This is a genomic window from Alteromonas sp. 5NW40-0090 (genome assembly GCF_057552975.1).
Window position 1 is genome coordinate 134,135 of record NZ_BAAJLT010000006.1, and the last position, 14,625, is coordinate 148,759.

General features: G+C 44.5%; 11 protein-coding genes. 4 read left to right on the plus strand and 7 right to left on the minus strand.

What is annotated here, in order from left to right:
• Positions 1-232: 232 nt before the first annotated feature.
• From AC27KT_RS09135 to AC27KT_RS09150, 4 genes are all read right to left on the minus strand, one after another.
• Positions 233-1,795, minus strand: coding sequence for a sodium/sugar symporter (locus AC27KT_RS09135; protein ID WP_487129258.1), 1,563 nt, complete (start codon positions 1,793-1,795; stop codon positions 233-235).
• A 358-nt stretch (positions 1,796-2,153) separates the two neighbouring features.
• Positions 2,154-3,293, minus strand: coding sequence for a galactokinase (gene galK, locus AC27KT_RS09140; RefSeq protein WP_487129260.1), 1,140 nt, complete (start codon positions 3,291-3,293; stop codon positions 2,154-2,156).
• On the minus strand, positions 3,286-4,341 hold the full coding sequence (locus AC27KT_RS09145; RefSeq protein WP_487129262.1) for a UDP-glucose--hexose-1-phosphate uridylyltransferase: 1,056 nt from the start codon (positions 4,339-4,341) through the stop codon (positions 3,286-3,288). The genes galK and AC27KT_RS09145 overlap by 8 nt, the downstream gene beginning before the upstream one ends.
• A 169-nt stretch (positions 4,342-4,510) precedes the next feature.
• On the minus strand, positions 4,511-5,533 hold the full coding sequence (locus AC27KT_RS09150) for an aldose epimerase family protein (RefSeq protein ID WP_487129264.1): 1,023 nt from the start codon (positions 5,531-5,533) through the stop codon (positions 4,511-4,513).
• Positions 5,534-5,842: 309 nt separating this feature from the next.
• Between AC27KT_RS09150 and AC27KT_RS09155 the strand changes: the two genes are divergently transcribed.
• Entirely contained in the window at positions 5,843-6,844 is a 1,002-nt protein-coding gene (locus AC27KT_RS09155) for a LacI family DNA-binding transcriptional regulator (RefSeq protein WP_487129266.1), read from the plus strand.
• 413 nt (positions 6,845-7,257) lie between these two features.
• On the opposite strand, the gene AC27KT_RS09160 is transcribed toward AC27KT_RS09155, so the two are convergent.
• On the minus strand, positions 7,258-8,121 hold the full coding sequence (locus tag AC27KT_RS09160) for an alpha/beta hydrolase family protein (protein ID WP_487129268.1): 864 nt from the start codon (positions 8,119-8,121) through the stop codon (positions 7,258-7,260).
• Between the two features lie 254 nt (positions 8,122-8,375).
• On the opposite strand from AC27KT_RS09160, the gene AC27KT_RS09165 reads away from it, so the two are divergent.
• A complete protein-coding gene (locus AC27KT_RS09165) occupies positions 8,376-8,969 on the plus strand; it encodes a hypothetical protein (protein WP_487129270.1) in 594 nt (197 codons plus the stop codon).
• Between the two features lie 74 nt (positions 8,970-9,043).
• Here AC27KT_RS09165 and AC27KT_RS09170 read toward each other — a convergent pair whose 3' ends face one another.
• Both AC27KT_RS09170 and AC27KT_RS09175 read right to left on the minus strand, forming a co-directional pair.
• A complete protein-coding gene (locus tag AC27KT_RS09170) occupies positions 9,044-9,628 on the minus strand; it encodes an HAD family hydrolase (RefSeq protein WP_487129272.1) in 585 nt (194 codons plus the stop codon).
• A gap of 65 nt (positions 9,629-9,693) precedes the next feature.
• Positions 9,694-11,031: an MFS transporter gene (locus AC27KT_RS09175; protein WP_487129274.1), complete on the minus strand. Its 1,338-nt coding sequence runs from the start codon at positions 11,029-11,031 to the stop codon at positions 9,694-9,696.
• A 344-nt stretch (positions 11,032-11,375) separates the two neighbouring features.
• Between AC27KT_RS09175 and uvrA the strand changes: the two genes are divergently transcribed.
• A complete protein-coding gene (uvrA, locus tag AC27KT_RS09180) occupies positions 11,376-14,207 on the plus strand; it encodes an excinuclease ABC subunit UvrA (RefSeq protein ID WP_487129276.1) in 2,832 nt (943 codons plus the stop codon).
• Positions 14,208-14,411: 204 nt separating this feature from the next.
• Positions 14,412-14,579 carry a hypothetical protein gene (locus AC27KT_RS09185; protein WP_025256952.1) on the plus strand — a complete coding sequence of 56 codons (168 nt, stop codon included), beginning with the start codon at positions 14,412-14,414 and terminating at the stop codon, positions 14,577-14,579.
• The last annotated feature ends 46 nt before the right edge of the window (positions 14,580-14,625 follow it).

Here is a 14,625-nt window from a genome sequence, read left to right on the forward strand (position 1 = left end):
AGTGGCTTGCTGTATAACTCTTCTTAGTAAGACATCAGCAAGCGCGAAAGTTCATCGAATATTAGCCGGCTAGTATATCGTATTTTATGAGGGAAAATTGAAATTTTTCGCCCCACGTTTACATTACTAACTGCAACACATTCTAGAACTTAACAAAATTTATTATCAGCGTCTTCTGAACTTTCGCGTTGTTTTTAGCAAGGCTTACAGTAACAACCTACCATTTTTATGCCTACCACCACGTGATGTAAAACGCCGCGGTAAGGATGACTACAGCGATTGATGCTACGTTGAAACCACTTGTGGTTTTAAACTGCACTTCATTAAGGTCGACTGCGTTTTCGCTAATGCCCTTTTTCTCTAGAAGTGAAACAACTACAGCCAGAGCAACGCAAAGTAGGAAAACAAGCCCAACGCGGTCAATAAATGGCAGCTCAGGCCAGAACTGTCTAAACACAATGCTTAAAACAAATGAGCCTAATGCGGCTAGTAGGCCACCGTTCGCCGTGGTTTTCTTCCAGAACATACCTAGCACGAATAACGCGCAGATTCCCGGTGTAAAGAAGCCCGTAAATTCTTGGATATACTGGAATGCTTGGTCGAAATTACCTAATAGCGGCTTAGCTACCACCATAGCAATGATTAGCGCGACCAAGCTTACAATTCGTCCTATTTTTACATAATGCTGCTGTGACTCGTTGGGACGCTTATCTTTATAAAGATCCATTGTAAAAATGGTAGAAACGCTGTTGGTCATCGACGCAAGTGAGGACACAATTGCGGCGACTAAGGCTGCGAAGATGATTCCTTTAAGGCCAACAGGCATTAGTGTCATTAAGCTTGGATACGCTTGGTCTGGCTTAGCTAAGTCAGGCACAATAAGTACTGCTGCAATTCCCGGCAATACCACGATTAACGGCATTAACAGTTTTAGGAAAGCCGCAAACGCAATACCTTTTTGCGCTTCTTGAACACTTTTTGCCGCCAACGTACGCTGAATAATGTACTGGTTAAAGCCCCAATACGACAGGTTCATGATCCACATTCCACCAATTAATACAGAAATGCCCGGCAAGTCCATATAGTGCGGATTGTCTTTTGACAAAATCATGTCGAATTTTTCAGGTAGCTTGTTAGTTAGGTCAACAAAACCTTGGATTGCCCCATTGCCGTCGCTGATTAGGTTTAACGCGGTATACGATAGGAACAGTCCGCCAATGACTAACAGCACTACTTGAATAATGTCGGTTAACGCTACCGCTTTCAGGCCCCCATAAAGTGAGTAGGCTAGCGAGAAAAGACCTAAAAACATCATGCCGTAAACCATATCGACACCTGCAATGGTATTAATGGCCAATGCACCTAGCCAAAGCACAGCTGTAAGGTTTACAAATACATAAACGCCTAACCAGAATATTGCCATAACTTTACGCACCCGATGGTCATATCGCTGCTCTAGAAATTGAGGCATGGTGTAGATTTTATGCTTTAGAAAGATAGGTAAGAAAAACTTACCAACGATGAGCAGAGTGATAGCCGCCATCCACTCATAAGACGCAATGGCAAGCCCTAACTGGTAGCCCGAGCCGGACATACCAATAATTTGTTCGGCAGAGATATTGGCGGCGATGAGTGATGCGCCAATCGCCCACCATGGCAAGCTTGAGCCCGCTAGAAAGTAATCATTTGTGTCTTTTTGATGACCCTGCTTTTCGCGAGAAACCCACCACGCAATTGTGATAAGCGCGACGACGTATACCACGAACAACGTGATATCTATTGATGCTAATTTCATAGTTTTTCCCAAAGTTCTTATTTTGGGTGCGGCGATTGTTATGCAGGGTACACAGGTGAAAAATTGTTTTTATTATTATATTGGTTGTTGCCACACCAGTGTCACGTTATTAAAACGCGTTTCGCAACTTACGAAGAATTATCAATCGGCCAGAAATTCACCGATAAACGCATCGTGATATTGCGGGTAGTATTAGTATCACACTTTGTTGATTTTTTTTAACAAGAAATGTGCACTTTTGTAAAAAAAACCGCAACCAAAGGTTGCGGCTTAAGGGACACAAACAATTCTAACGATTAGGATTGTTTAAAAAAGGGAGTGAATAGCGTTTCTTATCCTTGTTTGCATTCATGCAAACTTAAGCAAATGCGCCTTGCGTAGCAGTACACACATAGATGTCTGCATGGTAGCCAGTTTCGTCAAAGTACTTGTCTGCTACTACTTGCTTCACATCATCAACTTTGTCTGTAGGGGCAAGCGCTACAACGCAGCCACCAAAACCACCGCCCGTCATACGAACACCACCAGATTTACCTAACACGTCACCAATGATTTCAACTAAATAATCAATGGGGCGTACGGTAATTTCGAAATCGTCACGCATGGAAACATGAGACTGCGCCATAGCGTCACTAACCGTTTCAATATCACCAGACTTTAACGCTTGACTTGCGGCCAACGTGCGCGCGTTTTCAGTGATAATATGCTTTGCACGACGATAAACTACTTCAGGCATGTGTGCTTTCGCGTCTTGTAGCATCTCCATGGTTGCTTCGCGCAATGATGAAACACCCAGTAGCGATGCACCTTGTTCACATTGCTGGCGACGCAAGTTGTATTCACTATCCACTAGACCACGTTTTACATTGGAGTTGATGATCACGATTTGGTGTGAATCTGGAAGCGGTGAATGCTCGATGGCTAATGACTGGCAATCAAGCAGCATTGCCATACCTTCGTTGCCCATGGCTGAGATTAACTGATCCATAATGCCGCATGAACAGCCCACGAAACTATTTTCAGCTTTTTGGCCTAATAGCGCAGCTTGCACACCATCTAGAGGCAATTCATACAATGCACTCAAGGCTTTTAGGATTGCCACTTCAAAAGACGCTGAAGAGCTTAAACCGGCGCCTTGTGGCACGTTACCCGTTACCAGCAAATTTGCTCCACCAAAATCTGGTATCGCCTCTTTTAGTACTTTCACTACGCCGCGAACATAGTTTGCCCAACCTTGTTCTTCGTCGTAGTTAATGTCTGACAACGAGAACTGATTCTGCTGGTTTTCGTAGTCCATTGCAGTAACCATAATGTCATTATCGTCGCGTTTCGTTGCCGCAACCCAAGTACCAAAGTTAATAGCAGCTGGAAATACGAACCCTTCGTTATAATCGGTGTGCTCACCAATGATGTTCACTCGACCAGGGGCGTGTGCTATTAGCGTTGGCTCAGTGCCGTAATGCGCTTCAAATGTAGAAGAAAGTACTCGGTTATCCATTAGTATTCTCACGTTTCTTGTAGTGCACCGTAGGCAGTGCTTTTAATCTGTCTGCCGCCTGTTCAGGGGTCAAATCTCGTTGTGCTTCGGCCATCATTTCGTATCCAACCATAAACTTGCGAACACTCGCTGAGCGCAATAGCGGCGGGAAGAAATGTGCATGTAGCGTCCACTCAGGGTGGTCTTCATTATCAAAAGGCGCACTGTGCCACCCCATTGAATATGGGAAAGACGTTTCAAATAAATTGTCGTATTTTGCTGTTATTTCACCAATGATTTTTGCAAGTGAAAGCGATTGCACATCAGGTAGCTTATGCATTGATTGAACATCAAAACGTGGCAGTAATAGAGTTTCAAATGGCCATGCAGCCCAATATGGAACCACAACTACCCATTCATCATTTTGGCACACTACGCGCTCTTGCTTTTTAATTTCTTGCTCAGCGTAGTCTAGCAACATAGGCGTTTTGTGTTCACTAAAGTACTGCTTAAGCTGAACGACTTTTTTCGCTGGATCTGTGGGTACGTGCTGTTGTGCCCAAACCTGACCATGCGGGTGTGGATTTGAACACCCCATCATCGAGCCTTTATTCTCAAAAACCTGGACCCAACGATAGCTTTCACCCAGTTCAGCCGTTTGGGCTTTCCAGGTATTAACAACATCAACACGTTCTTCGTCGGTTAGCTCCGGCAACGTTTTGCTGTGATCAGGTGAAAAGCAGATAACGCGACTGCAGCCTTGCTCTGTTTCAAATTGGAACAGGCCTTTATTCTCACTAGCTGGCGCTGTATCTTGCTTAAGTGCAGCAAAATCGTTTTGAAAAACAAACGTACTTTTATAATCTGGATTAACCTCACCGTTCACCCGGGTATTCGTTGGGCACAAATAACAGGTAGGGTCATAAGACGGTTTTTGTTCATTGTTCGGCTCTTCGGAAGCCCCCTGCCAAGGACGCTTAGCGCGGTGTGGTGATACTAGCACCCACTCTCCCAACAATGGGTTGTAACGGCGATGTGGATCATTAGTTGGGTCGAAAGGGGTTCCCATAATCACTCTCTCTGCATTAGCCAAATGCGCTGGAATGCGCAACATAAAATAAGGTTAAACGTTTACCCTAATAATAATATATGAAGAAACACCGATTATCAATTAAGTCCCAAAGAAAATTAAATGTTAAATTAATAACAATTAATTTTCTTTTTCCTTTCTGCTCATATCAAAAGGCACTGAATCTATATCGAATAATTTCTTGATACTTTTCATTTGGCTTTACAAAACAGTTTGGAAATAAAGGCTTATTAGGCGCATCAGGAAAATGCTGCGGCTCTAGGCACAAAGCACCTAACTGATCACGCTCTTTCAGGCTACCGGTATAAAACTGCAATCCGGGAAGGCTAGTAAACAACTCCATAGTTACGCCAGTATCGACTGCTTTCACTACTGCTTGAGGATTATCATCAGACGTATTTTGAAGTACATAATTGTGATCAAAGCCTCCCACACTATCAAATAGCGGATGGGAATTAGATTGCTCTACCCTTTGTTTAATTGCAGTAAGCGAAGTGAAATCAAAGGGTGTATTGCCGACATCGACCAAATCACCTGTTGGGAGTAAGCTGCTATCTGCATCAGTAACCTTTTCTGCGTCAATCTTTATCAGTGTATTACCAACCTGCTCTTCATTGCTCAACGTGAAGTAAGCATGCTGCGTGAAACTAAGCGGCGTTTCTTTATCTGTTGTTGCAGTAATATTTAAAGATAGTTCATTGTCCTGACTCAACGTGTAACAAGCCTCAACAATGATATTGCCAGGAAAGCCACCTTCGCCGTCATGGCTAGTTAATGTGAAGATGACGCTGACACTATCGGACGATTCAAGTGTTTTCGCTTCCCATACTTTCTTGTGGAAGCCCGCAAGCCCGCCGTGAAGATTATGGTCACCACCATTTTTATCTAACGTGTACTGCTTGCCATTTAAAGTAAATACGCCGTGCCCTATCCTATTTGCAAAGCGCCCCACGATAGCGCCGCGATAACTAGGGTCTTCAATATAACCTTGTAACGTATCAAAAGTTTGGACGCAGCTTATCAACTCGTCTTTCGCATTTGGAAAATGAATTTCCTTAATAATTCCACCGTAGTTAAGCAGGGTAACTGACATCGCGTTGTTATTAGTCAAGGTAAAAGCATGTACCGTTTTACCGGCTATTTCACCAAATGTAGACACGTTTATTTTCATAACAATTTTTTTACCTTCTCAGACGCTAGATAAATAAAGTTCGGGCTATCTATCGTGCACTTTCGTAAAGTTTGGGAATAGGTAGAGCATTTATAACGCGTAAAAGGGTATACGTTTTCCGCGCTTTTTGACAGGGGTTTAGCAAAGAACTAGAGTTGGTAAAACCACTTGATGGTCTTGTCTGGTTTATTAGGCTTATTGCAAGACAACAAAGCGTGAGAATTTTACCTTTTTTTGTAAATATAATGTACGCTATGGCAATCAGGTCTTAAGGCCCTCAATGCATTACAAAACAAAGTTTAAGAGAAAATGGCAACAATAAAAGATATAGCTCAAGCCGCCGGAGTTTCTTTAGCGACTGTATCAAGGGTTATCAATAATGGGCCGAAAGTAGGCAACGATACCCGACAGCGCGTTAAAAAAATCATGGAAGAGATGGGGTATCGCCCCAACGCAAATGCGCGAGCACTTGTTACAAAACGCAGCGCCTCGTTGGGCGTGGTTATTGCCGAGTTGCATGACCCCTTTTTCGCAATGTTAGCTCACGGCGTCGAATCAATAACACGAAAAAATAATGTTCAAATTCTTCTTAGTGCCGGCTCTATAGAGAAAGAGACAGAGCTGCGCGCCATTGAAACCCTGCTAGAGCATCGTGTTGAAGCCATGGTTGTGCACAGTAAAGCACTCGATGACGAGACTTTAATCGGGTTTGCTAGCCAAGTACCAGGCTTTGTTTTAATTAACCGATTTATTCCAGAAATAGCAAACCGCTGCGTATGGCTTGATAACGTAACCGGTGGTCGTCTTATGGCGGAATACGCCATTAATCAAGGGCACGAACATGTGGCGGTAATAAGCAGCCAATATCGTATTGACGATCCAAATCATCGTCTTGAAGGAATTAGAAACGCCATTGATAGCGCAAAGCTAAGCTTACCTGAAAGCATGATTGAATACGCCACTCCTGATCAAGAAGGGGGTGAACTAGCCATGCAAAACTTGCTTGCCACCGGTGCGAAATTTACCGCAGTGCTGGCTTACAACGATGCGATGGCGTCAGGGGCTATGACCATGTTGCAGGACCACGGTATTTCAGTTCCCGAACAAGTTTCAGTAATGGGCTACGATGATGTACTGCTGGCAAAATACTGTCGCCCCAAATTAACCACGCTGCGTTATCCCGTTGAAATGATGGCGGCGAAAGCGGCTGAGCTGGCGTTAAAGTATGCATCTGGGAGTAAACCAGAAGAAGGGTTAACCTTTAAATATACACCTACGGTGGTTAAACGAGATTCTGTAGTAAGGGTATAACCTTCGCTTAATTTGGATAGCTTTCATAGGACTCAAAATGAAAACCCGCCATTGGCGGGTATTTTATCTAGTCATTACTAGGCCAGTTTGGTGAGTGATTAATCGTAATTCGATGTATTCTTGAGCGACCGTGTTCTAAAAATTTCATGACACGAAACTATTGACAAAAATATACGCTTGATCATTTTGCTTAAGATTTTTATCCCCAATACAGAAAATTGCCTGATCCTGCACAAGGTTACGATCAAAAAATATTAAGATCAGCGACAATTGCTCTACATCGCTTGATTTAACTGACATATCGTGATCCGACCAGAAAGCACCTTTAAGATCGTGATCTGTTGTTCTATATGGCTATTAACAGACTTACCAACAAGGTTTTCCACTACTTATCCACAGTGAGTAAGGTTGGCTTATTGAGTGAATCTTGCTAAAAATTGCTTGTACTGCTCAATAGCATAGTCGCTTTTAAGCGTAGCGTTATGGGTAGCACCAGGAATAACTGAAATGTATTTCTCGCTGCTTGATGCATCTTTTAGTAACTGCTGACTAATAGGATAAGGCGTTATCTTGTCTTCCTCACCAACGACCAACCACAACGGGCCTTCATAATGACGGAGAATAGGCGCAATTTGCATACTATGAACTTCATCATGAAGCTTCATGTTTGTGAATGAGTTAGAGAATCCTGGCACCATGTTGGCAATGAGATCAGAGATGTTATTGAAAGCGCCATCCAATACTAAAGCGTCTATTTTTCTATTTGCAGCAACATAGCTTGCGAAATAGCTGCCTATACCTCGGCCGTGAACGATAGTGGGAATTGAGGCGTCAAACGCACTTTCTACATAATCAAATTGAGTTAACGCGTCTTGCTTAATAGCGTTAATGCTAAGGTCCTTCGCTTTATCGCTAGCCCCTACTCCCTGATAATCAAGCCACAATATATTAGCGGGTAGCTTTCCCAGCCTATGAATCACACTATTATTTTCACTTACCGGCATACGGTTGTCTGCGAAGAAAACAATGTTAACAATAGGGTCGGGATATGAAACGGCAACACCTCTTAGGGTTAACCCCCCTTCATTTTTAACTTCAACACGGGTGATGCCCGCTGAGGTTTTGTCTTTTTGAATAGCCGCGTGTAGCTTCGTAGTATCAAGGGGCTTTTGCTGAGTGTCTTGATAAAAGAAGGCCGAAGGGGACACGTTAATTGCACACCCAATAAGTGACACACTTGCAACTACACTGATTACCGCGTTTTTTAAGCTCATCATTAAAAAAACTGTCCGTGTTGAATGGTTATGGCGAAATTTTTATTCAGGTTATATAGGTGTAATGGTTGTGTCGCTGATCAAAAACTCGCTCAGCAAAATCAACAGTCCCACACCTATGCTAAACAAGCTGTAACAGTTTGCAACAGTTGTTCTGTTTCTTAGCGATACAAACTTTCTTATACTAAAGACAATATTACTTGCACAATTTATCTGCATAAAACAAAAATAATTTAATGAAAAGTAGAACATTTTCCATGTCTTACGCTACATCACCAGCTCGACTTATTGTTGCCTGCTGTGCCCTCCCCTTGCTTGTTGCCTGCGAGTCTACGCCACCCGAGCTTGACTCATCATTAATTCCTGCGTCGCAGAGAAAAGACTATCAGCTAACCATGTCTAAAGCGAAAGCTTGTCCAATTAACTTGGCAGAACTAATCGACATACGGTCGAGTAAAGACTTGCTCGTTGGAAGCAGTAATGTAACAGAAGACACGCTCTATTCACTGTTACAGCAAAGCTTAGAAGCGATGAATGTCAGCCCAGATATTGAAGCAGTCAACAGCGTGAAAGTAGTGCTAAACCGCGCGTTTATAAAAAGCTTAGGAAGTAATATGGTTGCCACCGTGGTGCTTAATGTTAAGTACAAACCTGACTATGCCGATGAGTATTCACCCGCCACCACCTTCAGAGGGCAAAGCATGAATGTGAACGCCAGTGTCAGTGAAAAAGAGAGCAATCAGATTGCTATCGATGCTATGAAATCCGCCATTGATGATGCCACCAAACGTATAAAATCTTCACTGTTACATAACTGCGGAAATGCGCTAAGCGAACTAGATGCGGTATAAGCCTAAGAAACTATAAAGTGAACGCAATTGAGTGAGCGTAAGCCCTAAGCTCGAACTTTCAATCAGGGTAAGATTCAGTAGATAAGCCGAGTATTATCGACCATAAAGCACGCCATGCCGCCGTCAACCGCCGCTTTTCGTCCCATGTCGGTATCTTCAAACACCACACAATGCTGTGGTGCTACACCCATTAATTCTGCCGCACGCACAAAGGTTTCAGGGTGAGGTTTGCCTTGAGTGACGTCATCGGCTGTAACTAGGGCCGATAATTGGGCTAGCAGGCCGTGTTCATTTAACACCATTTGAGCGTGCTGCCTATCTGAGCCTGTCCCCACTGCAATGGGCATGCTTCCCTTATAATGGTTAAACACGTCCAAGGTATCTTGAATAAGCCTTGGCAAATGGTCTAGCCCTTCAAACGCCTGTTTTTTATATAAAGCAACCTCTGCTGGATCATGGCTTTTGCCATACTTTGCATTCATAAGATGTACGGTTTCAAAGGTAGGAACACCACCTAAACTGAATTGGTAGTCTCGGTCGAAGGGATAACCAAACGCATCGCACGTAAGCCGCCACGCATCAATATGCGCGCCCATTGAATCGACTAAGGTGCCATCCATATCAAAAATAATGGCTTTGTAGCTGCTTAGGTCAATCATGGTGTTCGCTTCCTTTTCAAAAATAGTGTGATGCTAACCTTTCATGGTTGCAATGAGATAAGCAACTATGCAGACAATACGTCTCGCGCTTTTACCGCATCAAAATCACGATCAACTTTCAGGTATACCGCATTATTTTGACTGTTTAATGTCACTTCCAACACACCAGGCACTAATAGCAATTCAGCTTCGATAGTGGAAACATTTGAACTATCAAAATCTCCATTCATCATCACACGCTTAACCCGGCTCACTTCTTTAACACCAAGAATAATAAAAAGCCAAAGCAGAGTGCTAGCAGCACCAATGCCATAAGCTAACTCTTGCGACCAAATATCGGTGACGAAACCTGAAATTACACCGCCCAAAAACGCACCGAAAAATTGAAAACTAGCGTAGAGGCCCATGGCCGTTCCTTTTTGTCCCGCAGGCGCAATGCTCGACACCAATGCAGGGAAATTCGCTTCCAAATAATTAAAGCCGGTAAAGAAAAGAACCACGGCAGCACAAACCCACCACCAGCTATGGTCCTCTAAACTCAGCGCCAAAAACGCGCCGCCCATTAATACAACGCCGGTTAAAAGGAGCGATTTAGGCGTACGGCCTCTTGCTGCTCCCATCATTATAATTAGACCTACAATTGACGCGCCTAAAACGGGTAAGTATACCGTCCAGTGACTGTCTAGCGTCATATCAAAATTCAGTAGCGTAACGGGCAGTTGAACAAACAACAGCGTTATCATCATGTGTAGAATCATCACGCTGATATTTAAACGCCATAACTGAGAAGAAAAAATTAAGCGCTTTAGCTGGTCTTTTTGTGGGAGTGTATCGCCACTGCTCAGCTGCACACCGTTAGGCACTACCCATTTAACCAGCGGCATGCAAAGAATGGCCAGAATACCAGTAATACCAAACACACCTGCAAGCCCGTAGCTGTTCGCAATGAGCGGCCCTAAAATAACGGCTAAATAGAATGAAAAGCCAATGGCTATGCCTATAATAGCTAACACTTTGGCTCGCTGACTTTCCCGGCTTACATCGGTAGCTAGCGCCATTATCGCACCTGCAATAGCCCCAGCGCCTTGAAGAATACGCCCAACAATCATCATGGCCATACTGTCGGCGTTTGCTGCTACAAAGCTTCCTAATGCAAATACAGCAAGCCCTAGCAAAATAACGGGTTTACGCCCCCATTTGTCAGACATCATACCCATAGGAATTTGCAGCGCAGCTTGGGTTAGGCCATATCCACCCACGGCAAGCCCGACTAATAGCGGCGAGTAATCTGGGTAGTCCATTGCGGCTACAGCCAACACGGGCATAACCATGAACAGCCCCATCATGCGTAATACGTAAACGGAGGCGAGTGCAAGCGCGGCGCGTAATTCCAAAGCGTTCAAAGCGTCTGTTTCCCTCAATAAATAAAATCAAAAAAACATAAAAGCGCGCAGAGAACACCTGTTTCTGCTGCATTAAGAATAAGGTCGCGAAGTGTAGCATAATACAGTTGGTATTTTCTTCTGCTCGCGAGGTAGATTTAGCCCCCTCGCGCTACCCTTTTTCTTATTAGGGGTTTAAAAGTGGGGATAAAATCACCACTTTGCAATGACGTTAAGCGAGAACTAATCGTAAGCTTGTGTCCGCGAGGTGATCTGCTTACTCCGCTTACAGTATAACTTGAATGTCATATCACTTTACTTGACACCTATGGCATACTGATTCTTTTTCTCTCATTTAGGCTTCAATGGATAAAATCGAAATTCGCGGTGCTCGCACCCACAACTTGAAAAACATCGATTTAACACTGCCACGAGACAAACTGGTGGTGATAACCGGCCTTTCTGGCTCGGGTAAATCGTCTCTTGCATTCGACACGCTATATGCAGAAGGTCAGCGTCGTTACGTTGAATCTTTGTCTGCCTATGCTCGTCAGTTTCTATCTATGATGGAAAAACCAGATGTTGATCATATTGAGGGTTTATCACCAGCAATATCCATTGAGCAGAAATCAACATCGCATAACCCCCGTTCAACTGTGGGTACCATCACTGAAATATACGACTACCTCCGTTTGATGTTCGCGCGAGTGGGTACGCCACGCTGTCCTGATCACGATGTGCCGCTAGATGCACAAACGGTCAGCCAAATGGTCGATAAAGTATTAGCGATGCCCGAGGGCAGCAAGCTAATGCTGCTAGCCCCTATTGTTAAAGATCGTAAAGGCGAGCACGTTAAGACGCTGCAAAACCTGTCTGCTCAAGGCTTTATTCGCGCGCGTATCGACGGTGAAGTATGTGATCTATCCGATCCGCCACCTCTCGATCTGCACAAGAAGCACACCATTGAAGTTGTGGTCGACCGCTTTAAAGTGCGCGATGACATGGCGCTGCGTTTAGCGGAATCATTCGAGACGGCGCTCAGTCTTGCTGGCGGTAACGCGGTTGTGGCTGATATGGACGATAAAGACGCAGAAGAAATTGTGTTTTCTGCTAATTTCGCCTGCCCTCACTGTGGTTACAGCATTAGCGAACTAGAGCCGCGCTTGTTTTCATTTAACAACCCAGCGGGCGCCTGCCCTACTTGTGATGGATTAGGCACTAGACAGTTTTTTGACCCAGCACGAGTAGTAGGTAATACGGAATTAAGTCTGTCAGGCGGTGCTATTCGCGGCTGGGACAAGCGCAGCTATTACTATTTTCAAATGCTACAGGCAGTAGCAGACCATTATAAATTTAGCCTAACCGCGCCATTTGAAGAGCTCGATAAAAAGCACCAAGACATTGTGCTTTACGGGTCTAAGGGCAAGTCGCTGTCGTTTAAGTACATAAACGAGCGTGGCGACGTGATGGAGCGTAAGCATCCATTTGAAGGCATTATCCCTAATATGGAGCGTCGCTATCGCGAGACCGAGTCAAACTCGGTGCGTGAAGAGCTAGCAAAATATTTAAGCCAGCAGCATTGCAGTAGCTGTAACGGCACACGTTTGCGTGTTGAAGCGCGTAATGTATTTATACAAGATACCAACCTGCCAGCCATTGCCGAGATGTCGATTGCCGATGCTTATGGCTTCTTTGAGACACTCAACCTTGAAGGCCAACGTGCTCAGATAGCTGAGAAAATTTTAAAAGAAATTATGGACCGCTTAAGCTTCTTGGTGAATGTGGGCCTTAACTATCTTTCTATGTCGCGCAGCGCCGATACCCTATCAGGTGGAGAAGCTCAGCGTATTCGATTGGCAAGTCAAATTGGCGCAGGCCTTGTTGGCGTAATGTACGTACTCGATGAACCGTCTATCGGACTTCATCAACGAGATAACGAGCGCTTACTTGGCACGCTTACGCGATTGCGTGACCTAGGTAACACTGTTCTAGTTGTAGAACACGACGAAGATGCCATTCGCGAAGCCGATTACATTGTAGATATTGGCCCGGGTGCTGGTGTACATGGCGGTGAGATTATTGCCGAAGGTTCGCTGGAAGATATTAAGAACAGTGAACACTCACTTACTGGCAAGTACCTATCTGGCAGAGAGAAAATAGATATCCCTGCAACACGTACACCGGTGAAAGACGACAAGTGGCTAGAGCTTTTAGGCGCAACCGGTAACAACTTGAAGTCTGTTGATTTACGAATACCTACCGGTGTAATGACCTGCGTAACCGGTGTATCGGGCTCAGGTAAATCAACGCTGATTAATGACACTTTCTACAAAATTGCGCAGCGCGAACTGAACAAGGCGACCACGTCTGAACCGGCGCCGCATAAGTCGATGACCGGATTAGACCAGCTCGACAAAGTAGTCGATATTGACCAAAGCCCTATAGGCAGAACACCGCGCTCTAACCCCGCGACTTACGCAGGCATTTTCACTCCAATTCGTGAAATGTTCGCCGGTACACAAGAATCGCGCTCACGTGGTTACAAGCCTGGCCGCTTTAGCTTTAACGTAAAAGGCGGTCGCTGTGAGGCGTGTCAGGGTGACGGTGTAATTAAAGTGGAAATGCACTTTTTGCCAGACGTGTATGTGCCTTGTGACGTATGTCAGGGCAAACGCTATAACCGTGAAACCCTTGAGATAAAGTACAAAGATAAGAACATTCACGAAGTGTTGGAAATGACGGTGGAAGATGCCCGTCAGTTCTTCGATGCCATTCCTGCTATTTCACGTAAATTGCAGACCCTCATGGACGTTGGCTTGTCATATATTCGTCTAGGCCAAGCAGCCACTACGTTATCAGGTGGTGAAGCACAGCGCGTGAAATTGGCGAAAGAGTTGTCAAAAAGAGACACTGGGCAAACACTCTATATCTTGGATGAGCCAACCACCGGGTTGCATTTCCACGATATTAAACAGTTATTAGCCGTCCTTCACAGACTGCGCGATCACGGTAATACCGTTGTGGTTATTGAGCACAACCTGGATGTGATTAAAACCGCAGACTGGATTGTCGACCTTGGACCCGAAGGTGGATCCGGAGGTGGCCAGATTATTGCAGAGGGAACACCTGAGCATGTGGCACAACAAGAAGTTTCACATACAGGACGATTCCTGAAACCCATGCTCACACAAGCTTGAGCCGGTTTAGATGTAAATTCGTAGGCGTCGAGCGCATGACTTCTTCTTTGTAAGCTGCTGTGTAATTTACACGGCAGCTTGTAAAAAGTGCGCGTTGACGTTTATTTACACGTTTTTTCATGCTGGTCAGAGCTTGTTTTGGCAAATCATACGTTACGATGATTTATGTGAATTTTGCAGTAAGAATTGCTGGAGCGAAACCCAATGACTCAAACGCCACCACTAGCCTTAGTTAAGACTTGGTACCACTTACTTTCATCATCTGAAGATAACGATGTGAAAGCGCGCGCACAAGAAATGCTGTTAAATGCTTTCGAGTCGCCAGAGGCCATCGCAGTTTATCTGAAAGAACACAATATTCTGAAGCACTGATCAAAAAAGCCTTAGCGCAGTAAGTGTAACCGCGCTAAGGCTTGTT

Bases quoted from the DNA above. Each gene is read 5' to 3' on its own strand.
- AC27KT_RS09185 (WP_025256952.1), top strand. From the start codon at position 14,412: ATGACTCAAACGCCACCACTAGCCTTAGTTAAGACTTGGTACCACTTA.
- AC27KT_RS09145 (WP_487129262.1), bottom strand. From the start codon at position 4,341: ATGGGAACCCCTTTCGACCCAACTAATGATCCACATCGCCGTTACAAC.
- AC27KT_RS09160 (WP_487129268.1), bottom strand. From the start codon at position 8,121: ATGATGAGCTTAAAAAACGCGGTAATCAGTGTAGTTGCAAGTGTGTCA.
- AC27KT_RS09170 (WP_487129272.1), bottom strand. From the start codon at position 9,628: ATGATTGACCTAAGCAGCTACAAAGCCATTATTTTTGATATGGATGGC.
- AC27KT_RS09165 (WP_487129270.1), top strand. From the start codon at position 8,376: ATGTCTTACGCTACATCACCAGCTCGACTTATTGTTGCCTGCTGTGCC.
- AC27KT_RS09135 (WP_487129258.1), bottom strand. From the start codon at position 1,795: ATGAAATTAGCATCAATAGATATCACGTTGTTCGTGGTATACGTCGTC.
- AC27KT_RS09155 (WP_487129266.1), top strand. From the start codon at position 5,843: ATGGCAACAATAAAAGATATAGCTCAAGCCGCCGGAGTTTCTTTAGCG.
- AC27KT_RS09150 (WP_487129264.1), bottom strand. From the start codon at position 5,533: ATGAAAATAAACGTGTCTACATTTGGTGAAATAGCCGGTAAAACGGTA.
- uvrA (WP_487129276.1), top strand. From the start codon at position 11,376: ATGGATAAAATCGAAATTCGCGGTGCTCGCACCCACAACTTGAAAAAC.
- galK (WP_487129260.1), bottom strand. From the start codon at position 3,293: ATGGATAACCGAGTACTTTCTTCTACATTTGAAGCGCATTACGGCACT.